This is a genomic window from Promicromonospora sp. NFX87 (assembly GCF_048564965.1).
Classification (GTDB): Bacteria; Actinomycetota; Actinomycetes; order Actinomycetales; family Cellulomonadaceae; genus Promicromonospora.
In genome coordinates this window covers 3,771,155-3,790,968 of the sequence record NZ_CP183413.1, presented here as the reverse complement: position 1 = coordinate 3,790,968, position 19,814 = coordinate 3,771,155, and the positions used below count along the sequence as shown (strand labels likewise).

15 protein-coding genes are annotated in these 19,814 nt (G+C 71.9%); 6 read left to right on the top strand and 9 right to left on the bottom strand.

Annotated elements, in window-relative coordinates; all coding sequences use genetic code 11:
- The first annotated feature begins 12 nt into the window (after nt 1-12).
- Nucleotides 13-6,291: a carboxypeptidase regulatory-like domain-containing protein gene (locus tag ACNYC2_RS16975; protein ID WP_419702918.1), complete on the top strand. Its 6,279-nt coding sequence runs from the start codon at nt 13-15 to the stop codon at nt 6,289-6,291.
- Between the two features lie 201 nt (nt 6,292-6,492).
- Here the strand turns inward: ACNYC2_RS16975 and ACNYC2_RS16970 are convergent, their stop codons facing one another.
- Complete coding sequence (locus ACNYC2_RS16970) at nt 6,493-7,227, bottom strand: TetR/AcrR family transcriptional regulator (RefSeq protein WP_419702917.1); 735 nt, start codon at nt 7,225-7,227, stop codon at nt 6,493-6,495.
- A gap of 121 nt (nt 7,228-7,348) precedes the next feature.
- On the opposite strand from ACNYC2_RS16970, the gene ACNYC2_RS16965 reads away from it, so the two are divergent.
- The 3 genes from ACNYC2_RS16965 to ACNYC2_RS16955 all read left to right on the top strand — a co-directional run bounded on the left by ACNYC2_RS16965 (nt 7,349) and on the right by ACNYC2_RS16955 (nt 10,597).
- Nucleotides 7,349-8,395 (top strand): amidohydrolase family protein, encoded by a 1,047-nt coding sequence (locus ACNYC2_RS16965; protein ID WP_419702916.1) that lies wholly within the window; start codon nt 7,349-7,351, stop codon nt 8,393-8,395.
- Between the two features lie 77 nt (nt 8,396-8,472).
- Nucleotides 8,473-9,387, top strand: coding sequence for a helix-turn-helix domain-containing protein (locus ACNYC2_RS16960; RefSeq protein ID WP_419702915.1), 915 nt, complete (start codon nt 8,473-8,475; stop codon nt 9,385-9,387).
- Between the two features lie 166 nt (nt 9,388-9,553).
- A complete protein-coding gene (locus tag ACNYC2_RS16955; RefSeq protein WP_419702914.1) occupies nt 9,554-10,597 on the top strand; it encodes a hypothetical protein in 1,044 nt (347 codons plus the stop codon).
- A gap of 51 nt (nt 10,598-10,648) precedes the next feature.
- On the opposite strand, the gene ACNYC2_RS16950 is transcribed toward ACNYC2_RS16955, so the two are convergent.
- The 4 genes from ACNYC2_RS16950 to ACNYC2_RS16935 all read right to left on the bottom strand — a co-directional run bounded on the left by ACNYC2_RS16950 (nt 10,649) and on the right by ACNYC2_RS16935 (nt 13,661).
- Entirely contained in the window at nt 10,649-10,828 is a 180-nt protein-coding gene (locus tag ACNYC2_RS16950) for a hypothetical protein (RefSeq protein ID WP_419702913.1), read from the bottom strand.
- 50 nt (nt 10,829-10,878) lie between these two features.
- Nucleotides 10,879-11,622, bottom strand: coding sequence for a hypothetical protein (locus tag ACNYC2_RS16945; RefSeq protein WP_419702912.1), 744 nt, complete (start codon nt 11,620-11,622; stop codon nt 10,879-10,881).
- A gap of 154 nt (nt 11,623-11,776) precedes the next feature.
- Nucleotides 11,777-12,391, bottom strand: a complete 615-nt coding sequence (locus ACNYC2_RS16940) for a response regulator (protein WP_419707849.1) — start codon at nt 12,389-12,391, stop codon at nt 11,777-11,779.
- A gap of 97 nt (nt 12,392-12,488) precedes the next feature.
- Entirely contained in the window at nt 12,489-13,661 is a 1,173-nt protein-coding gene (locus tag ACNYC2_RS16935) for a sensor histidine kinase (RefSeq protein ID WP_419702911.1), read from the bottom strand.
- 168 nt (nt 13,662-13,829) lie between these two features.
- Between ACNYC2_RS16935 and ACNYC2_RS16930 the strand changes: the two genes are divergently transcribed.
- A complete protein-coding gene (locus ACNYC2_RS16930; RefSeq protein WP_419702910.1) occupies nt 13,830-15,005 on the top strand; it encodes a sensor histidine kinase in 1,176 nt (391 codons plus the stop codon).
- 279 nt (nt 15,006-15,284) lie between these two features.
- Here ACNYC2_RS16930 and ACNYC2_RS16925 read toward each other — a convergent pair whose 3' ends face one another.
- Complete coding sequence (locus ACNYC2_RS16925; RefSeq protein WP_419702909.1) at nt 15,285-15,755, bottom strand: nitroreductase/quinone reductase family protein; 471 nt, start codon at nt 15,753-15,755, stop codon at nt 15,285-15,287.
- An 81-nt stretch (nt 15,756-15,836) separates the two neighbouring features.
- On the opposite strand from ACNYC2_RS16925, the gene ACNYC2_RS16920 reads away from it, so the two are divergent.
- The gene (locus ACNYC2_RS16920; protein ID WP_419702908.1) at nt 15,837-16,454 is read left to right on the top strand and encodes a TetR family transcriptional regulator; all 618 of its coding nucleotides are present in this window, start codon (nt 15,837-15,839) and stop codon (nt 16,452-16,454) included.
- 167 nt (nt 16,455-16,621) lie between these two features.
- Here ACNYC2_RS16920 and ACNYC2_RS16915 read toward each other — a convergent pair whose 3' ends face one another.
- The 3 genes from ACNYC2_RS16915 to ACNYC2_RS16905 are packed head-to-tail and all read right to left on the bottom strand — an operon-like array spanning nt 16,622 to nt 19,772.
- Nucleotides 16,622-17,422 carry an HpcH/HpaI aldolase family protein gene (locus ACNYC2_RS16915; RefSeq protein ID WP_419702907.1) on the bottom strand — a complete coding sequence of 267 codons (801 nt, stop codon included), beginning with the start codon at nt 17,420-17,422 and terminating at the stop codon, nt 16,622-16,624.
- The gene (locus tag ACNYC2_RS16910; RefSeq protein WP_419702906.1) at nt 17,407-18,192 is read right to left on the bottom strand and encodes a fumarylacetoacetate hydrolase family protein; all 786 of its coding nucleotides are present in this window, start codon (nt 18,190-18,192) and stop codon (nt 17,407-17,409) included. Before ACNYC2_RS16910 ends, ACNYC2_RS16915 begins: the two co-directional genes overlap by 16 nt.
- On the bottom strand, nt 18,192-19,772 hold the full coding sequence (locus ACNYC2_RS16905; protein WP_419702905.1) for a fumarylacetoacetate hydrolase family protein: 1,581 nt from the start codon (nt 19,770-19,772) through the stop codon (nt 18,192-18,194). Before ACNYC2_RS16905 ends, ACNYC2_RS16910 begins: the two co-directional genes overlap by 1 nt.
- Nucleotides 19,773-19,814: the final 42 nt, after the last annotated feature.

Sequence of the window (19,814 nt, the reverse complement as noted above, 5' to 3'; positions counted from 1 at the left end):
TCAGGAGACCACGTGCTCATACCACGTTCGCATGCCCGAAGGGCGGTGGCGGCAGTCCTGTCCGCCGCCACCGTCCTGACCACGGCCCTGTGGGCCGTGCCGTCGGCGGGGGCCGCACCGGCCACCGATCCGACGCCGCCCGCGGGCCCCGACCGACCGGCCGAGAAGGTCACCGACGAGGTGGCCGAGACGCTGGCCGAGGAGGTGCGCGCCGACTTCTGGGTCCAGCTCGCCGACCGGCCGGACCTGGAGCCCGCCACGGACATCGCGGACTGGGGTGAGCGTGGGCAGTACGTCTACGACGCCCTGGTCGAGAACTCCGAGGCATCCCAGGCCGGCGTGACCGCCCAGCTCGACGCCGCAGGCGTCGAGTACCAGACGTTCTGGATCAGCAACGCGATCCACGTCCAGGACGGTACCGAGGCGCTCGCCGAGCGTGTCGCCGCCAGGAGCGACGTCGCCCTCGTGCACGAGGAGATCGCGATGGAGCTGGTAGACCCGCCGACCGGGTCGGCGGCCCCCACGGGCCGCACGGCGGCGAACGAGCGGGCAGCTCAGGCCGCCGAGGCCGCCGAGGGCTCCGTCACCTGGGGCATCGACGAGATGAACGCGGACGACGTCTGGGACCTCGGGTTCACCGGTGAGGGGATCACCGTGGCAGGGTTCGACACGGGTGTGGACCTGGAGCATCCCGCGCTGCGGGCGAAGTACCGTGGTATGCAGCCCGACGGGTCGGTCGAGAACGACTACAACTGGTACGACCGCCCCGGCCTGTGCGGCGGCTCACCGTGCGACCCGATCATCAACCAGACGGGCGGCCACGGCACGCACACGATGGGCACGATGGTGGGCGACGACGGCGCGGACCACCAGATCGGCGTCGCGCCGGACGCCCGGTGGATCGCGACAAACTGCGTGGACCGGTGCAACGGCTCGATCGAGCGCGCCGACTACCTGCGCAGCGCGCAGTGGCTCCTGGCGCCCACCCGCGCCGACGGCAGCGACCCCGACCCCGCGATGCGCCCGCACGTGGTGAACAACTCGTGGGGCATCCCGCAGTCGCAGGAGGACTCGCTCCCGATCGCCGACTGGATGGGCGACGAGACCGAGGCGTGGGAGGCCGCCGGGATGTTCGGCGTCTGGGCCGCGGGCAACGAGGGCGAGGACGGCTGCGAGTCCGGCCGGCTCCCCGCGCGCTACCCGCACACCTACTCCGTGGGCGCGTACGACGCGGCGGGCGACATCGCGTACTTCTCGTCACGCGGCCCGGGCAGCGACGGCAAGCTGAACCCCAACATCGCGGCGCCTGGCGTCGACGTGCTCTCGTCGGTGCCCGGCGGCGGCTACGGCACGAGCAACGGCACCTCGATGGCGGCCCCGCACGTGGCCGGCGTCGTGGCGCTGCTGTGGAGCGCCGTGCCCAGCCTGGTCGGTGACATCGAGGGCACCATGACCCTGCTGGACGGCACCGCGCACGACACCGAGGACCTGACCTGCGGCGGCACGGCCGCGGACAACAACGTCTGGGGCGAGGGCAAGATCGACGCCCTCGCCCTGGTGCAGGAGGCCCTCGCCTCCGGCGGAGCCGGCACCCTGGCCGGTACGGTGACCGACGCCGACGGCGCGCCCGTCGCAGGCGCCACCGTCGCCGCGGAGGGCCGCCACTCGCCCCGGACCGTCACGGGCCGCGACGGCAGCTACACCCTGAACGCGATCGCAGGCGACTACGAGGTGACCACCAGCGCCTTCGGCTACCTGCCCACCTCCGCGGGGGTGACGGTGGCGGTCGACGAGACGAGCACGCTCGACGCGACGCTCACCGCCGCGTCGCGGCACGACGTGACCGGCACCGTGGTCGACCCGGACGGCGCGCCCGTCCCGAACGCCGACGTGGCCGTGGACGGCACCCCGCTCGACGTCGTCCGTACCGGTGCCGACGGGACCTTCACCGTCCCCGCCGTCCCCGAGGGCGACTACACGCTCGCCGTGCGCCCGAACGCCTGCCTGTCGCCCGCGACAACGGCGTTCGCGGTGGACGGCGCCGAGTCCCTCACCGTCACGGTGGGCCGCGTCGTGGATCTCGGCGGGTACAGCTGCACGGTGTCGGAGAGCGACTACCGCCGGGGTACCGACAAGGTCGCGCTCCGGACCAGCGGGATGATGACCGAGGTGGCCCTGCCGTTCCCGGTCGCCTTCTACAACGGCACGCACGACACCCTCGCCGTCGGCAGGCGCGGGCTCATCTCGACCAGCCTCTCCGACCCGGCCGGGCCGGGCACCGGTGGGGCGGCCATCCTCCCGTTCTGGATCAGCCGGCCGCTGACGATCGACGAGCAGGGCGGCGTCTACACGGGCACCACCACCGTCGACGGCCAGGACGCCTTCGTGATCGAGTACCGGAACGTCCAGGCGGAGGCGGTCGACAACATCACCACGGCCCGGATCAGCTTCTCGGCCACGATCACCCGCTCGGGCACGGTGATCCTCGCCTACGGCGACGGCGTGGGGGAGGACGGCCCGCTCAGCGCCGGCTCGACAGCCACGACCGGGATCCAGGGCTGGGCGGGCGTGGACGGCATCCGGTTCTCGGAGGACGCCCCGGTGCTGCACGACGGGCTCGTGGTCACCTACGACCTGCCCGACTTCGGCTACCTGGACGCCACGATCGTCGACGACAACGACGGGCTGCCGGTCGAGGGTGCCGACGTGGCCTTCACCCGGGACGGCAAGCTCGTGGAGAGCGTCGTGACGAACGGCACCGGGCGGGTGCACCGCCAGCTCCCGACCGGGGACTACACCATGACGGTCTCCGCGCCGGACTACGTCACGCGGTCGTACGAGTTCTCGCTCGGCGAGCTCTACGGCAAGGCGCGGGTCGACGCGCGCATCACCACGGGCGTCGCGGACCTGGCGGCCGACGGCCTGGAAACCCTGCTCGGCACGGGCCAGCACAGCACGGGGTCGCTCACGCTGACCAACACCGGGTCGGCCCCGGTCACGTTCGACCTGGCCGAGGTGGCGCGGCACCCCGAGCTGGACGGTGCCGGGGCGACCACGAGCACCCTGAAGGGCACCAGGAGCAGCATCGACCTGGACGCCTGGGAGGCAGGTGCCGACCAGCGGCACGCGGCGTCGAGCGCGGACGTTGCGCAGGCGGACGCGGCGGCGGACAAGAACGCGGACGCGGACACGCTCGCCACCGACACGCTCGCCGGCGGCGACGTGATCACCCGGTTCAAGCCGTCGGGGAACGTGGACGACGGCGAACCGACCGGCCTCGGCTACGACGGCGACGTCTGGGTCCACGACTACGAGGCCAGGACCAACACGGCCTTCACTGTCACCGGCAAGAAGACCGGCAAGACGTTCGCGGCCGACTGGAACCCGGACTACCGGGCCTTCGACCTGGAGCTCGACACGCGGACCGGCGACATGTGCCAGATGGAGGACAGCCGGGCCAGCTACATCCACTGTTTCGACACCGAGACCGGTGTCAAGACGCGTGAGATCAAGGGCGACTGGTCCACGGTGCAGCTCACGGGTCTGGCCTACGACGCGGGCCGTGACGTGTTCTACGTGGGCGGCCGGGCCAACGGCCTGATCGGGACGGTCGCCGGTACGTCCCACGAGACGCCGGGCGAGCTGCTGTCCTACTGTGCGCCGCCGCTGCCCCAGGTCATGGGCCTGGCGTACAACGAGGCCTCCGACACGATCTGGTACACCGACCGTGCCGCCCGGGACAGCCGCCTGCTCCAGGTGGACCCGGTCGACTGCTCGCTGGTCAACGCCTGGTGGTTCCCGGATCGCAAGGGCTACCAGGGCGGCGGCCTGGCCACCGACGCCAGCGGCGCCCTGTGGGCCACCGACCAGATCTCGGACGAGGTGCTGCTCGTCGACGTCGAGGACGACCAGGTCACCGACCTGCCGTGGCTGTCCCTGTCCACGACCCACGGCACGCTCGCACCGGGGGAGTCGACCACTGTCGACGTCGCCGTCTCCACGGACGGCGTCGACGCCGGGACGCTCGCCGCGAACATCGTGGTGCGTTCCGACGCGGGCCGGCAGTCCAAGGAGTACGTGCCCGTCACCGTGACGACCACCGCGTACCAGGTGGCCGTGAACGCGGGCGGTGGCGTCCTCACGGACGGTGCGGGCTTCGCCTGGTCGGCCGACCAGGCCCACCGCGACGGCGGCTGGGGCTACGAGGGCCATACCCGGACCGTCTCCACGCGGTCCGCCATCGCAGGCACGGCGGACGACGCGCTGTTCCAGACCCAGCGCACCCCGGCGCGCAGGGATCTGACCTACTCGTTCGACGACGCCCCCGCCGGCAGCTACCGGGTCGATCTCGGGTTCGCGGAAATCGAGCGGGCAGCGCGGGGAAAGCGGGTGTTCGACGTGCTCGTCGACGGCGCCCTGACGCACTACGCCTACGACCCGGCTGGTACCGCCGGCCAGCGGACGGCGGACGTGCGCACCGCCGTCGTCGAGCACGACGGCGGCCCGCTGACCGTCGAGCTGCGGGGGACGAACGGCCTGCGGGCCCCGAGCATCGCGACGCTGCTCGTGACCCTCGACCCGCGCGCCGCGGGCGAGGGGCCGCAGGAGCCGGCCGAGCCGGAGCGGCCGGAGGACGTCCCCGTGTCGCCCGCCGGCCGCACCTATGAGCAGAAGGTCACCACCGGTCTGTACCGGGAGGGCACCACGCGGACGCCGTGGACCGGCACCAGCGGGTGCGGGCCGCTGTTCTTCACCTTTGACTTCCCCTTCTACGACACCGCGTGGGACGGGGTGTGCGTGTCGCCCGCCGGGGCGCTGACCTTCGACAGGTATCGAGGGAGCGGGCAGAACTCCGACCTGCCGTCGTCCGACGGCGCCGACGCGATCTACCCGTTCTGGGACACCCTGGAGGTCGATGACGCGGCGGGCATCTACATCGGCGTGACCGAGGTGGACGGCGTGGATGCACAGGTCATCGAGTACCGGGACGTCACCTTCCAGGACGCGCCCGAGGAGCGGATCAGCTTCTCGGTCACGCTGGTGGCGGACGGGCGGATCCAGATCGGCTACGGCCCGGGCGTGGGCGGTGAGAACCCGCTTACCCAGGGTTCGTCGGCCACGGTCGGCGTCGAGAGCCTGACGGACGCCCACCAGGTCTACTCGTACAACCAGGCCGTGCTCGGCGCGGGCACGGGCCTCGAGTACGTCCTTCCGGCGTCGGGAACGCTCGAAGGTACCGTCACCGACGCGAATGACGGCAAGCCCGTCGCGGGCGCCGTCGTCGTGCTCACGGCGCCGGACGGCGGTACGCGGACGATCACCACGACGAAGCAGGGGCGCTGGACGGCCCAGGCGCTGCTCGGCGAGAGCACCGTGGAGGTCCGGTCGCCGAACTACGTGGCCGCGACGCGCACGGTGACCCTCGGCGAGGGCGGACAGGCCGAGACGCTCGACACCGAGCTGACCACGGGCGTGGCCGAGGTCTCGGGTGACGAGCTCGACTGGCTCCTCGGACCGGACCAGACCGCGACCGCCGAGGTGAAGGTGACCAACACGGGCTCGGCGCCGCTCCGGGTGTCGTTCGCGGAGCAGGACGGGGCCGTGGACCTGCCCTGGCTCGCCCTCTCCGGAGCGACGCCGGACAGCCCGGCGGCGCTCGCCGTCGGCGAGTCGACGATGGTTACGGCGACCGTGGACACTGCGGCGACCACGCCGGGCAAGCTGACCGGCGACGTCCTCGTGTCGTCCGACGCCGGACGAGACGCGGAGCAGCTGCTGCCCGCCACGCTGGGCGTTTCGGCCTACTGGCTCGGAGTCGACGTGGGCGGCAAGGGGCTCACCGGGGCGGACGGCACGGTCTGGTCCGCCGACCAGGCCCTCGACCGGCGGAAGCCCGGCGCGACGTGGGGCCACGTGGGCGGTCGAGTCTTGTCCACGCGGGCCGGCATCGCAGGCACGGACGACGACACCCTGTTCCGCACCCAGCGGACCGGGCACACGTTCTCCTACCTCTTCGAGGACGCACCGGCCGGCACCTACCAGGTGGGCCTCGGCTTTGCCGAGCTCGACCGGGTCGGTGCGGGCGCGCGCACCTTCGACGTGCTGGTGGACGGTGAGGTCGCGCTCTACGAGCACGACGTGCACGAGGCGGTGGGCCGGCTCACCGCCGACACGCGTACCGCCACGGTCACCCATCCGGGCGGTGACCTGACGGTCGAGCTGGTCGGCGAGCTCGGCGACGGCGAGCCGATCCTCAGCTCGCTCAGCGTCCACGAGGACCCGCGAGGCTGACGCGCCAGAGGCCCGGTCGTGAGTGTGCGACCGGGCCTCGGGCGGGGGCTGCCGTCGAGGATCTTTTGGTGCATTGCCGGTGTACCTGTTCGCTGCCGACGTCATCAGCGAGGACCTTGTCCGCCAGGTCGACGCCGGGCTCCGGCTGGCGGACTGACCGGGGAAGGGCGAGGCGTGAGTCCCCGAGGGCTCACGCCTCAGTCATGCCCGGTCGGGTGTCTCGAGCGCGGTGATGCAGCGCTGGATCCATTCGGCGAGGAGTCCTCGTTCGCCGGTGGTGAGCGGGGAGAGCTCGTCTATGACCGCGCTGACATGCACGAGCGCTGTCAGCGTGCCGTGCGGCAGGTCGCCGTCGGATTGGCTGTGCCGGCTGATCGCTGCGAGCACGGCGTCGAAGACCATGTCGACGAGGCCGAGGTCACGGTTCTGGGCGGGTTGAGCGATCAGCGCCAGGACGGTCCCGTTGCCGGTCGCGTGGATCATGTCCACCGCTCGCCGTTCGCTGACGACGAGGAGCCCGGCGGAAGCCATCCGGGCGACGTGTCGACGTAGCATCTCGATGCCCTTGGCCGTCGCCGGGGACAGCTGCTCGTGGGTGTGGGCGGCGAGCATCACGTACAGATCGGGGTTGGCGAGCCCGAAGTCGATGTGCCGATGCCAGGCGGCACGCAGTGCAGCGGCCGGATCCAGGTCGTCGTCCGCATCGACCGCCTTGGCCGCGGAGTGCTTCTCCATGGCCGCCTCGGCAACTGCTTGGACCAGGCCGTCCTTGTCGCCGAAGTGCCGGTAGATCGTGGGCGCCTGGAAACCGGCCCGCTCCGCCACGGCACGTGTGGTGACCGCGCGGGCCCCTCCGTCGCGCAGCAGCTCTGCGGCGGCGTCGACGATCCTCGCGCGAGCGGTGTCGCGTTCCAGGGCTGGTTCGACTCTCTCCATGAACCAATGATATCAGGCTGGTGGTACCACCGTTATTTCCCGTGATACGTTTGTCGGGTTATCACTGGAAACACGATCGCGGCCGAGTCGATCACCGACTTGCCGGGGAGGACCAGACAACATGCCGAACAAGATCAAGATCGTCGCCCTCGAGGAGCATGTCGCGCTGCCGGCGAACCTCGACGGGTGGAGCAGGGCCGGGATCCCGGCGAACCCGCACATGGGCTACGGCGACGACCCCTTCGCCCGCAGGCTGCGCAGCCTCGGCGAGGAGCGCATCGCTGACATGGACAACCAGGGCATCGATGTCGCGGTGCTGTCACTCAACTCGCCTGGCGTGCAGAACCTCAAGCCGGTGGACGCAGTCGCTGTCGCCCGTGACGCCAACGAGCAGCTCGCCGCGGCGGTCGCACAGCACCCGGACCGGTTCCAGGCGTGGGCTGCGATCCCGACCCCCGATCCCGTGGCAGCAGTCGAAGAGCTCGAGTACGCGGTCACCCGGTTGGGTCTACGGGGAGCGATGCTCTACGGGCGAACCGGCGAGGACCTCGCTGACCACCCGGCATTCGACGACCTCTACGCTGCGGCGGAGCGCCTGCGCGTGCCCCTGCACTTCCACCCCCAGACACCCGCTCAGCCCGTGATCGACGGGTACTACTCGGGCCTCGGCCCGGTCGGCATGGGCCTGGCGACCGCGGGCCTGGGCTGGTACTACGACCTCGGCGTGCAGTACCTGCGCATGATCTTCTCGGGCGTGTTCGACCGTCACCCTGACCTGCAGGTCGTCGCCGGGCACTGGGGCGAGCTGGTGCTCTTCTACCTCGACCACACCGGCATCCTCGCTCGGAACGCCAACCTCCAACGGCCGCTGCTCGACTACTTCAAGCACAACTTCTGGATCGCCGGGAGCGGCACCGTCAGCGAGCGATACCTGCGCTGGACCGCTGAGGTCGTCGGTACCGAGCGAATGGTCTACTCCACCGATTACCCCTACACCTTCGGCACCCGTCCCGGTGGTTTTCCGTTCCTCGACACCAGCGAGGGCGTCGGGCGCAGCTTCCTGGAGAACGCGCCCTTCAGCCACGAGGAGAAGGTGGCGATCGGATCCGGCAACTGGGAGCGCCTCACCGCACACCTCGACAGCGACACCACGGCAGGGAGCGCCTGACACGTCGAGAGTCACCGGCGCAGGCGTACCCCTGGCGGGGTGTGGCTAGCACCGCGACCCGGCCGAATACTGGGGGCGTGGACGAGAAGCGACAGCTCGGGGAGTTCCTGCGGACCCGCCGCTCACAGCTCAAGCCGGAGGACGTCGGCCTGACCGCCTATGGCGACCGGCGGCGGGTGCCCGGGCTGCGCCGCGAGGAGCTGGCGCTGCTTGCCGGCGTCAGCTCCTCGTACTATTCCCGGCTCGAGCAGGGCCAGTCGTCGAACGCCTCTGCGGAAGTCCTCGATGCGATAGCGGTGGCGTTGCGTCTGGACGACGCTGAGCGTCAGCACCTGCACAACCTGGCGGCCGGGACCCGCCGTCGGACCCGGGGTCGACGGGCCGCCCCTGAGCGGATCACCCCGGCGGTGCGCCAGCTCGTGGAGGCGCTGGGCGAGGCGCCCGTGCTCGTCCTCGGGCGACGTAGCGACGTGCTGGCCTGGAACCTCGCAGGACACGCCCTGTTCGCCGGGCATGTGGATCTCAGGAGTCCGGATCAGCCGGGCAACCGGCCCAACGTCGCCCAGATGGTGTTCCTCGACCCGCACACCCGTGAGCTCTACGCGGACTGGACCAAGAAGGCCCGCGCTGTGGTCGGAAACCTGCGCCTGGCATCCGGGCAGCACCCCGACGACCCGTCCCTCGCCGTGCTGATCGGTGAACTGTCCGTCAAGAGCCCGGAGTTCCGCCGCATGTGGGCCGAGCACCGCGTGAAGTCCGGGGCTGAGCCGGTGTACGACATGCGGCACCCCCTGGTCGGCACGATGAGGGTCACCCAGCAGAGCCTTCGCACCGAGCGCGGGCAGAACGTCGTCGTCGCCACCACGGAGGTCGGATCCCCCTCTCGTGCGGCCATGGCGTTGCTGGTGCACGCGGCCGCCACGGGCCCGGGGGACCGTCCGGCTACGACGGCGGCGCACGTGGCGCGTGCCGACAAGCCGCTCCGTACCTGACGTCGGATGGCACGGCTCCGCGCCGATCCCGCCAGTCCGCACTACCGCACTGTGAACGCGCCCTCACGGCGTGCGGCTCACGTGCGCCCAGAACCGCACCACCACCGATGCCACCCCGGCGCGCATGTCGTCGCCGAGCAGGGCGGTACCAACGAAAGGAAATCTGATGCGCAGAAGGATGACCATCGCTTCAGCAGCCGCGACGGCTGCCGGGCTCGCCCTCGCGGGGGTACTGGCCACCGGCGCGGCCGCGGAACCGGGCCTCGGCGCGGCGCCCGTCCCGGGTGTCGCCGCCGGGCAGACGGCCGAGGCGGGCCAGTATCGCCCGGTCATGTCCGACGCCGCGCGCCGTGCCCGGATCGCCGTGCACTTCGACCTGGCCGCGGGGCAGATGCCCGAGAACATCGCTCTGTCGCCCAGCGGCACCGCGTACGTCACGTTCGCCGGGGCGCGACAGGTGGCCGCCGTCCACCGGGACGGCACGATCCGCACGCTGGCAACTCTGCCTGCTCCGGCCGACGGCGGCGCAAGCACCCCGGCACTCGGCTTCGCCCTGACCACAGGCATCGTGCGCATGCAGGACGGCACGTTGTACTTCCTTTATGCCAGCGGAGACGCTCGGTCCACCGGCCTCTACCGGCTCGAACGTGGCAGGTCCCCGGAGCGGGTCGCGGCTCTGCCCGCGAACGGGCTGCCGAACGGTCTGGCCTTCGACGAGCGCAGCAAGACCTTCTACATCGCGGACTCGGTCCTCGGGACGATCTCGACCGTCCGGGCGGGCGGCGGGCGGGCGACCGTGTGGTCGTCGGCGCCGGAGCTCGCCTCGACGGGCTACCTGGGTGTGAACGGGATCAAGGTCCGTGACGGCGCAGTGTGGGCCAGCAACCTGGACCAGGGCACGATCGTGCGGATCGCCGTGCGCGACGGCCGCCCGTCGGGCGTGCGGGTGCTGGCCGACGGCCTGGTCGGCATCGACGACTTCGCCTTCGTCGGCAAGGACACCGATCACCTGGTCGCCGCTCTCGTCGGACAGAACACGGTGGTGCGCATCGACCGGCGCGGGCGGGCCACGACCCTGCTCACCGCCGCTGACGGGCTGCAGAACCCGACCGCAGTTGCCGTCCGCGGGGCGGCCCTCTACGTGACCAGCGCCGCGTACCTCACCGCCACGGATCCCAACCTGATCGTCGCGGTCGCGGCGCGGCGCTGAGGTCCGACGTTCTGCTGACCCTGCGCCGCTGCGCAGGGTCAGCAGAACGGCTCAGCCCCCCATGTTCCCCAGGGCCGTCTGGACCCACAGGATCGAGGCGCCGACGATGCCCAGGAAGGTGAGCGCCGACAGGCCCGCGGCGGTACCGAGGCCCAGGCGCCGGCGAGAGACGAGGAACACCGCTACGGACGCGGCGACTGCGAACAGTGCCAGATAGATCGAGAATGTCATTGTTCCTTCTTCGGTTCTAGGGGCTTGGTGTGGTAGGGGGCGTGGTCGGTTCACTCGGCGTAGGGCAGCACCTGCAGACCGGTGTCGCTGCCCCCGGCGGTCGTGATCCGTCCGTCCTGGACACCGACGACGCCGTACGCGCCGTGCAGCTCGAACAGGCCGGAGTCGCCCGCCAGGACCACCTGCCAGACCTGCGCCGCGTCACCGGCCTTGCAGGGCTCGAGCGCCAGCGCGGCGCCCTCGGTGTCGGTGACGCAGTAGCCCCCGGTGGGCTCCTCGTACCAGAACGGGGGCTTGATGAGCACCCGGTTCTCCTCGGGCACCGCGGCGGGGTGGAGCGACATCATGGTGGTGTCCGTTCGTCCGGTCCCGGTGAAATCGACGCCGTCCGCGCCCACCTCCAGGAAGCGGTCGGCGCCGTCCCCGGCGACGTCGATCAGGACGCTCGTACCCTCGCTGATCCCGGTGATCCCGAGACCGGACAGGTCCGAGACCTCGGGCGCGCCTGGTTCGCCGGTGGACGGCGTGGTCACGGTGTCGTCCACGTCGTCGGCAGGCGGCTCCGGGGCGGCTGGTTCGGCCGCCGGGGTGTCCGCCGGACTGGCGGCGGGGGTGGGGGTGGCGGACAGCTCTTGGGTGACCGGTGCTGACGAGGCCGGTGACCCGCTGCCGGCGGGCTGCCCGCCAGAGCACGCGGTGAGCAGGGCCGCGGAAGCGGCGAGGACCACCCCGACGGTCGAGGGACGAAGGCTACGCACGGACTTCGCCGGCTTGGGCAGTGGTGTCGGGTTCATGCCGCAGAGCCTGCCGGGCAGCGGCCGACGGGGGTTCCACCTGCGAGCCGGGGCCGGCTCAGCGCTAGGCCGATCCTCGGGCCGGCCGCTCCTCCGAGTGGTGGAGGGGTAGAGGTGTACGCGGGACTCGTGCCGCGCGCGGGAACGCGTCCGCTCAGGCGTCGACCAGGCCCGCCCGCCATGCCCAGGACGCGACCTCGACGCGGTTGCGCACACCGAGCTTCGCCTGCGCGGCGGCCAGGTGCGTCTTGACGGTGGACACCCCGACGAAGAGCTCGCCCGCGATCTCCAAATTGGTCAGCCCGCGCGCCACCGCCCGCACGACGTCGTTCTCGCGGTCCGTCAACGGCTGCCCGGGGGTGCCCGTCCGGATCTGTGGCCGGTCCCGGAAGCGTTGCAGAAGCCGGACCGTGACCTGCGGGGACACCAGGGCGTCGCCTCGCAGGGCCGCGCGGACCGCCTCGACGAGCAGGGTCGGCCCTGAGTCCTTGAGCAGGAACCCTCTCGCCCCGTGCTGGAGCGCGGTGTCGACGTACTCGTCGTCGTCGAACATGGTGATGACGACGACGGCCATGGGGTCGGCCACGTCGGGCCCTGCGAGCAGCCGGGTGACCTCGAGCCCGGTGAGGCCGGGCATCCGGATGTCGAGGAGGCAGACGTCCGGGCGCAGCCGCCGTGCCTCGGACAGGGCCGCGTGCCCGTCGGGCACGTCGGCCACCACGGTGATGTCGGGCTGGGCCTCCAGGATCATGCGGAACCCGACCCGCATCAGCTCCTGGTCGTCGGCGATCAGGACGCGCACTGTCGTCTCCCGGCGATCATGCACGAATGATAGGGCGCCAGGCCGGGGGACCGGACCACCGGGCCTACCGGCCGGAGAGATGCAGCGGTACCTCGGCGGTCACGCGCCAGCCGCCGGGCGTGGGGCCGGCGTGGAGCTGTCCGCCGAGCAGGCGGGCCCGTTCGCGCAGGCCCACCAGGCCGGATCCACGACGCCGGGACCTGGTGGCTGGGCCGGGCCGGCCGTCGTCGGTCACCTCGATCCGGACGCGGCCGTCCGCTGCTCGCACCGAGGCCGAGATCTCCCGGGCACCGGCGGCGTGCCGGCGCGCGTTGGCCACCGACTCCTCCACGACGCGCAGGACGGACGTCGCGACCTCGTCGCCGACCGGCTCCGCGAGGTCGATCGTCAGGCGCACCGGCGGGTCGCCGGCCGAGGTCATCCGGCGCAGGTCGGCCGCCAGGTCGGTGGTCCGTGCCTGCGGCACCGCCGGGTGGCCGTCGTCCTGCTCGCGATCCCGCAGCGTGGCGACCAGTCGGCGCATCGCGGCGAGCGCCTCCATACCCGAGCCTTCGATCGCGGGCAGTGCCCGCGCAGCTGCCCCGGGGTCCGTGACCGACAGCTCCTGTGCGGCCTGGGTCTGCTCCATCATCGCTCCGACGTGCCCCGCCACCACGTCGCGGAGCTCGCGCGCCAGCCCCAGGCGTTCGCGGTGCTGCGCCGCGACCACAGCGGCTCGGCTCGCCCGGGCGCGGTCGCCGTCACGGATCCGCAGGTAACACCCGTACGCCGTCGGCAGCAGCGCCATCGCCGCCCCCGAGAGCGACACGCTCCACCACGGCTCCGGGAGCGACCCCTCGGGCAGGGACCAGTACCGCGGGCGCAGCTGCGTCGCGGCCACGCCGGTCGCCACGACGAGCCCGACGAGCCCGGCCGCGCCGAGCGGCCGGACCTGGCGGACCACCGACGCGATGACGGCACCCAGGGCCGCGAGCTCGGTCAGCGCCAGCCCCGCCAGCATCTCGGCGCCGGCCGTCCGCAGCACCACAGGCGAGGCCACGAGCATCGCCGCGGCCCCGACCGCGGCGATGACCGGCCTGGCCCGGGCCAGCAGGGCCAGTCCCGCCAGCACGACGACGGCGGGCGCCACCCACGCCTGACCCGCGGTCCCGAGCTCCCGGGCGAGCTGGAGGTCCAGGACAGCGAGGACCACGAGCGCGACGACCAGCGGCCACTGCCGCCATACAGCAATGAGCACGGTCTCCACCCTTCCCTCGGGTGCCCGCACGGTCCATGCCGGGCCGTCGCCAGAGCGTCGGGACACAGTACTGGTTCCAGAGAGCACCGGCCGGCGCCTGCGCTATGGTCGGGCGTCCGCGTGGCGCCTCTGGTCTCCGACCGGGGCACGGCTTGGGGTGGTGAGCGTGTGAGAACCGAGCTGCTGGGCATGGTCGCACGGGGATGGCCCCTGGCCGGATTGCTCCTGCTCGCGTTCGCGCTGGACAACGCAGCGGCGAGCGACGTGCCCGGCGTCGGCCGGCCGGTCGAGGTGGTGGGCTCGCTGACGGTGAGCGTGCTGGCGATGGCGGCCGCTCGCTGGCCGGCCGTCGCGGGCATCGGGACCGCGTCGGTGCTGTTGCTGTCGTCGTCGGCGCTCCGGGTAGCCGACGTGGCCCCGGAGCCGGCCTCGGCCGGGCTCGGCGCGGTCGAGGCCGTGGCGACCCTGGCCGTCGTCGTCGCGGTCGCCCGCCGGTCGCCCCGCTACACCGCCGTCGGTGTCGTGGTCCTGCTGACGCTCTGCTGGCTCCTGGTCCCGGCCCTGCGGTCCGGGCAGCAGCCGCAGGTTCCGGGCTGGGGTGCGGTCCTGCCGGTGCTGGCGATCCTGGCCGGCTGCTCCCTACGTGCGCGTGACGCCCGGCGGGCCCGGGAGCTGCAGGCGGTGGCGGACGCCGCGCGGCTGCGCGAGCGGGTGGCCCTGGCGCGGGAGCTGCACGACGTCGTTGCGCACCACATCGGGGGGATGGTGGTGCAGGCGCAGGCCGCGCAGGTGGTCGCCGGGCCCGACCCCGGCGCGCCGGCGCGAGTGCTCCCGGCGATCGAGCGTGCGGGTACGCAGGCGCTGTCCGCGATGGAACGCATGATCGCCACGCTCGGGAGCGCCGACCACGGGCCAAGCGCGCGGAGCTCTGACCTGGCCACGGACCTGCGGATCGTGACGGCGGTACCCGACGGCGGCACGCCGACCCGGCTGTCGGTCGAGCTCGCCGAACCCGTTCCGGCGGAGGTCGCCACCGCCGTCCTGCGGATCGTCCAGGAGTCGGTGACCAACGCGCGGCGGTACGCCACCGGCGCGCACGAGATCGCTGTGACGGTACGAGCCGGGAACGGGACCGTCCGGGTGTGGGTGCGCGACGACGGCCGGCATCCAGGACCGTCCAGGCGATCCGGCGGGGGCGGCTACGGCCTGGTCGGCATGCGGGAGCGGGCCGAGCTGCTCGGCGGACGGCTCGACGCGGGCCGGGCCGCCGCCGGTGGCTGGCAGGTCCTTGCGGACATCCCGCTGCGGGCCGCGGAGACCGGAGCGCACGGGACGGGCGGGTGAGCACGCGGACCCGCCCGGAGCCGGCCCACGGTGACTCCCGTCCCTGCCGGGCTCCAGCACGCCGGGTAAGGAGCCCGGCGGCAACCCTGACAGCAGCGGAACCATGACTACGGCTTCGTAGGGGTTGGCGACGCCCCAGCAACCTGCCAGGATGGCTGCCGCTGTGCTGAGTCGGACCATCGTCCGCACGCTTCACATGCCCTCACCCTGCCCGGTGGCGAACCAGTCAGGGGCGGGTCCGCAATGGTCCACGTGGTGGTCTGTGCAAGCCGTGGAGCGCTACGTGGTCGGCGCGGCGGCAGTGGGTTCGAGTACGACCACGGGGATCGACCGCTCGGTGTAGGAGGCGTAGGTGGCGTAGGGCTTGTAGACCGTCACCGCCCGCTCCCACAGACGTGCCCGCTCCGCGCCCTCGGCGACGCGGGGTCGGACGTGCCGACGCTCGCCGCCCGGTAGCTCCACCTCGGTGGTCTCCATCGCCATCAGATTGTGGAACCACGCCGGATGTGCGTCCACCCCACCTTTTGACGCGATGACGACCAGCCGAGGCGAGTCATCGACGTAGATGAGCGGGCTGATCCGCGCCTCGCCGGACCTGCGGCCGACATGGTGGAGCAGCAGCACGGGTGCGCCGCCGAGGAATGACCCGCCTACCCTGCCGCCGGTCCTGCGGAACAGGTACGAGTTGAGGTGCGCCAGCTTGCGCTGGAACTTCCAGTAGGGGGACGTCGGCGCGGGAGGCTTCGGCATGGCTCGAATATGGCATGGGCTGACAAGTGTCGTCAACTGCCAACTGTCTCCTGGTGACGTGATGAGAGTATGCTGACCCGCATGGAGAAGCCCGGCCTGCGCGAACGGAAGAAGCAACGGACGCGCGAGGCGCTGATCGACGCGGCCCACGACCTGTTCTGTGCCAACGGTTTCGACGCCACGACCGTCGACCAGATCGCCGAGGCGGTGGAGGTCTCCCCACGCACGTTCTTCCGGTACTTCGCCTCGAAGGAGGACGTCGCGCTGTCGCGCGCGGACGAACAGCTCACCGCCGCACTCAAGGCGTTCGCCGCGCAGCCGGCGGACATGCCGGTGCTGACCGCGATGCGGGCGGCTGCCGTCGACGTCATCCGGAGGTACGAGACCGACGCAGACTTCCAGAGCCTGCAGAGCGTGATCTCGGCCCACCCGGCACTGACAGCCGCACGCGTCGAACGGGCCACTGCCCGGTTCGACGAGGTGACGCGCCTGATGGGTACCCGGATGGGGGTCGACCCGGCCGAGGATCCACGCCCGCACCTGGTCGCCTCGGTCGCGCTCTACGCGGTACAGGCGACCGTCGCGGCGTGGCGTGCCAGCGGCCGTCAGGGCCAGGAGTCTGAACTGACCGGCCAGGCGTTCGATCTGCTGTCCGAGGGTCTCGACTACCCGGCCGAACCGGTGTCCACCCGCCGGTAGCCTGTTCGGCAGCCGCGCTCTGACAGGCTCTGAGCCGGCTCGGATGGCCAAGCCAGACCCGCCGGTGTGGGTCTGTGAGAACCCGCAGGTGGTGCAGGCGACGGCCCGTGCCGGTCGCGTCTCGACCGTTGTCTGCACGGGGCGGAAGCGCTCGGGGCGACCGGGCCTCAGTAGCTCGGCCGGTCGCCGTCATGCACGGTGCCGAACCGCGCAGCGAGCGACTCCGACCCGCGGGCGAGCAGCGCGACATCCGCGCCGACCAGCACGAACGAGGCGCCTGCCGCGAGATACGAGTCGGCGCGAGCCGGGTCGAACGCGTTGACCCCCACGGGCTTGCCCTGGTCCCGGACCGCGTCGAACGTCCGCAAGACCGCTGCGATGACAGCAGGGTGGCTCTGCTGTCCCAGGAGGCCCATTGACGCTGCGAGGTCGGACGGGCCGACGAAGACGCCGTCGACGCCCTCTACGGCGGCGATCTCGCCCGCCGCCTCGACCCCGGCGGTGCTCTCGACCTGGACGAACAAGGACGCGTACTCGTTCGCGTCGGTGAGGTAGCCGTCTACCCGGTTCCATCGGGCCGATCGAGACAGCGCCGAGCCGACACCGCGTCTGCCGATCGGTGGGTAGAGCACCGCTTCGACGGCGGCACGGGCCTGGTCGGCCGACGACACCATGGGCACGAGCAGGTTCTGAGCGCCGAGGTCGAGCACCTGCTTGATGATCACGGGGTCGTTGACCGGCACGCGGATCATGGGTGTCGGCGGGTAGGCGGCGACGGCCTGGAGCTGGGTCAGTACGGATTCAAGGCCGTTGGGTCCGTGTTCCATGTCGATCAGCAGCCAGTCCAGGCCGCCGCCCGCGCAGATCTCGGCCACGAGCGCGCTGCCGCTGCAGACCCACATCCCCGCGAGCGGGCGGGACGAGCTTTCCAGGGCGGAGCGGAAGGTGGCGTTCAGATGAAGCGGCATGTGATTGTTCCCATCGGTCCAAAGTCGCACAGGACGCTGTCGCCGGGGGCTACCCACATCGGCCGGGTGAATGAGCCCGACAGGATGATCTCGCCCGCTTCGAGCCGTGCCCCGTGCTGGTGGAGCTTGTTGGCGAGCCACGCGACACCGTTGGCGGGGTGGTTGAGCACCGCGGCGGCGACCCCTGTCTCCTCGATGGTCTCGTTGCGATAGAGCAGGGCGGAGACTCGCCGCAGGTCCAGCCGGCCGGGTCGGGTCGGGTTGCCGCCCAGGACCATGCCGCCGTAGGCGGCGTTGTCCGCGATCGTGTCGACGATGGTCCGGCCCTCGAGCTCGATGTGTGAGTTGAGGATCTCCAGGGCGGGGGTCACGTACTCGGTGGCGCGCAGCACGTCGAACACGGTGCAGTGCGGACCTTCGAGCCGGGTCGCGAGGACGAACGCGAGCTCGACCTCGATACGCACGTTGGAGTACCGGTCGTGCGGCACGAGCGAGCCGCTGTCCCAGACCGTGTCGTCGAACATGACGCCGTAGTCGGGCTCTGTGATGCCGGTCGCGGCCTGCATGGCGCGCGATGTCAGACCGATCTTGCGGCCTACCAGCCGGCGGCCCGCGGCGAGCTCCGTGTCACGCCACACACCCTGGATCGCATACGAGTCCTCGACAGTGGCCTCGGGGTGGCGCGCGGTGATGCGTGGGACGACACCACGGGTGCGGCCCGCCTCGGCGAGCTCCGTCGCGATGGCCGTGATCGTCTCGATGGGCAGCATCAGCCCTCCTCGTTGTCGTCGGCAGGGTTGTCGTAGGCGGGGTCGTCAACGGTGGGGCCGTCGGTGGTCGGTGCGCCTTGCCGTGCCTCGTACCGGGCACGCCACTCGGAGTTCATCGGGAACAGTCCGTCGATCGGGTTGCCCTCGGCCACGCGGTCCGCTGTCCACGCGTCCTCGTCCTCCTTGGCGAGGGCCTCCTCGACGACCGCCTCGGCGAGGTCCGGCGGGATGACGATCACGCCGTCGGCGTCGCCCACCAGGATGTCGCCGGGCTGGACCGTCGTCCCCCCGCAGGCGACGGTGATGTCGGCCTCCCACGGCACGTGCTTGCGGCCCAGGACGGCGGGGTGCGCGCCGGCGCAGTAGACGGGGAGGCCGACTGCGGTGACGGCCACGACGTCACGTACCCCGCCGTCGGTGACGATCCCGGCCGCGCCCCGGGTGTGGGCGCGGATCGCGAGGACGTCGCCGAGCGTTGCCGAGCCGCGCTCGCCGCGGGCCTCGATCACCAGCACCTCGCCGGGGCCGACGGAGTCGAACGCACGCTTCTGCGCGTTGTACCCGCCGCCGTACCGGGCGAACAGGTCCTCGCGGTTAGGGACGAAGCGCAGGGTGCGCGCGGTGCCGACCACTTTCGCGCCCGGGTGTAGCGGCACGACACCGTCGACGGTCACGTTGTCGAGCCCGCGGCTGCGCAGCTGCGCCGACAGAGCCGCCACGGGCGTCCGCAGGAGCTTGTCGCGCAGGTCGCCGGACAGCGTGGGGGAGCCGGAGCCCCAGTCGGCTCCGGCAGGACGGCGAGCGCCCCAGGCATCGGCGCGCAGGGCGTTGTCGGCGGCGGGCAGCGAGCCGAGGGCGTCGTCGAACGGGGCCTCGCCCTGGATCACCGTCGTGACAAGCCGGCCGGTGGTCGGTGCGCCCGGGGTTGCGGGGGAGTCGACCTCGACCTCGCAGACGTCGCCGGGTACGAGGACGCTGGATCCGGCAGGTGTCCCGGTCAGGACGATGTCGCCCGGCTCGAGCGTCATGTGCTGGGAGAGGTCGGCCACGATCTGGGCCAGCGGGAACAGCAGGCCGGCGCTCGTGTCCTCCTGGACGAGCGAGCCGTTGACCCACGTGCGCACGCGGAGCCCTGCAGGATCGAGCTCGCGGGCGTCGAGGAGCGCCGGGCCGACGGGCGTGCAGCCGTCCGCGCCCTTGGACCGCACGTTGGAGCCTTTGTCGTTCGGTCGCAGGTCGTACAGGCCGAGGTCGTTGGCTGCCGTGACCCAGCCGATGCACGCCCAGGCCTGGTCGATCCCGACCCGGCGTGTTCGGGAGCCGATCACGAGGGCGATCTCGCCCTCGAAGGCGAGGAGCTCGGTGCCGGCGGGCCGCTCGACGACATCGCCCGAGCTCGCCATCGAGCTGGTCGGCTTGAAGAAGTAGGACGGGTGCTCGGGGAGCCGCCCCTTCTCCCGCGCGCGTGACGCGTAGCTGAGATGGACCCCGATGACCTTGCCGGGGCGGCGGGGAAGCACGCCGAACCGCGGGTCGGGATCGCCGTGGGTGGTGGTACCGGGGTCTGCGCTGGGTGTCATGGGCTTCCTCGTTGCCGGGGCGGTGGGCCGATCGTGCGTGTG

Bases quoted from the DNA above. Each gene is read 5' to 3' on its own strand.
- ACNYC2_RS16920 (WP_419702908.1), top strand. From the start codon at position 15,837: ATGGAGAAGCCCGGCCTGCGCGAACGGAAGAAGCAACGGACGCGCGAG.
- ACNYC2_RS16945 (WP_419702912.1), bottom strand. From the start codon at position 11,622: ATGAACCCGACACCACTGCCCAAGCCGGCGAAGTCCGTGCGTAGCCTT.
- ACNYC2_RS16925 (WP_419702909.1), bottom strand. From the start codon at position 15,755: ATGCCGAAGCCTCCCGCGCCGACGTCCCCCTACTGGAAGTTCCAGCGC.
- ACNYC2_RS16965 (WP_419702916.1), top strand. From the start codon at position 7,349: ATGCCGAACAAGATCAAGATCGTCGCCCTCGAGGAGCATGTCGCGCTG.
- ACNYC2_RS16915 (WP_419702907.1), bottom strand. From the start codon at position 17,422: ATGCCGCTTCATCTGAACGCCACCTTCCGCTCCGCCCTGGAAAGCTCG.
- ACNYC2_RS16940 (WP_419707849.1), bottom strand. From the start codon at position 12,391: ATGCGGGTCGGGTTCCGCATGATCCTGGAGGCCCAGCCCGACATCACC.
- ACNYC2_RS16955 (WP_419702914.1), top strand. From the start codon at position 9,554: ATGCGCAGAAGGATGACCATCGCTTCAGCAGCCGCGACGGCTGCCGGG.
- ACNYC2_RS16905 (WP_419702905.1), bottom strand. From the start codon at position 19,772: ATGACACCCAGCGCAGACCCCGGTACCACCACCCACGGCGATCCCGAC.
- ACNYC2_RS16950 (WP_419702913.1), bottom strand. From the start codon at position 10,828: ATGACATTCTCGATCTATCTGGCACTGTTCGCAGTCGCCGCGTCCGTA.
- ACNYC2_RS16910 (WP_419702906.1), bottom strand. From the start codon at position 18,192: ATGCTGCCCATCGAGACGATCACGGCCATCGCGACGGAGCTCGCCGAG.
- ACNYC2_RS16970 (WP_419702917.1), bottom strand. From the start codon at position 7,227: ATGGAGAGAGTCGAACCAGCCCTGGAACGCGACACCGCTCGCGCGAGG.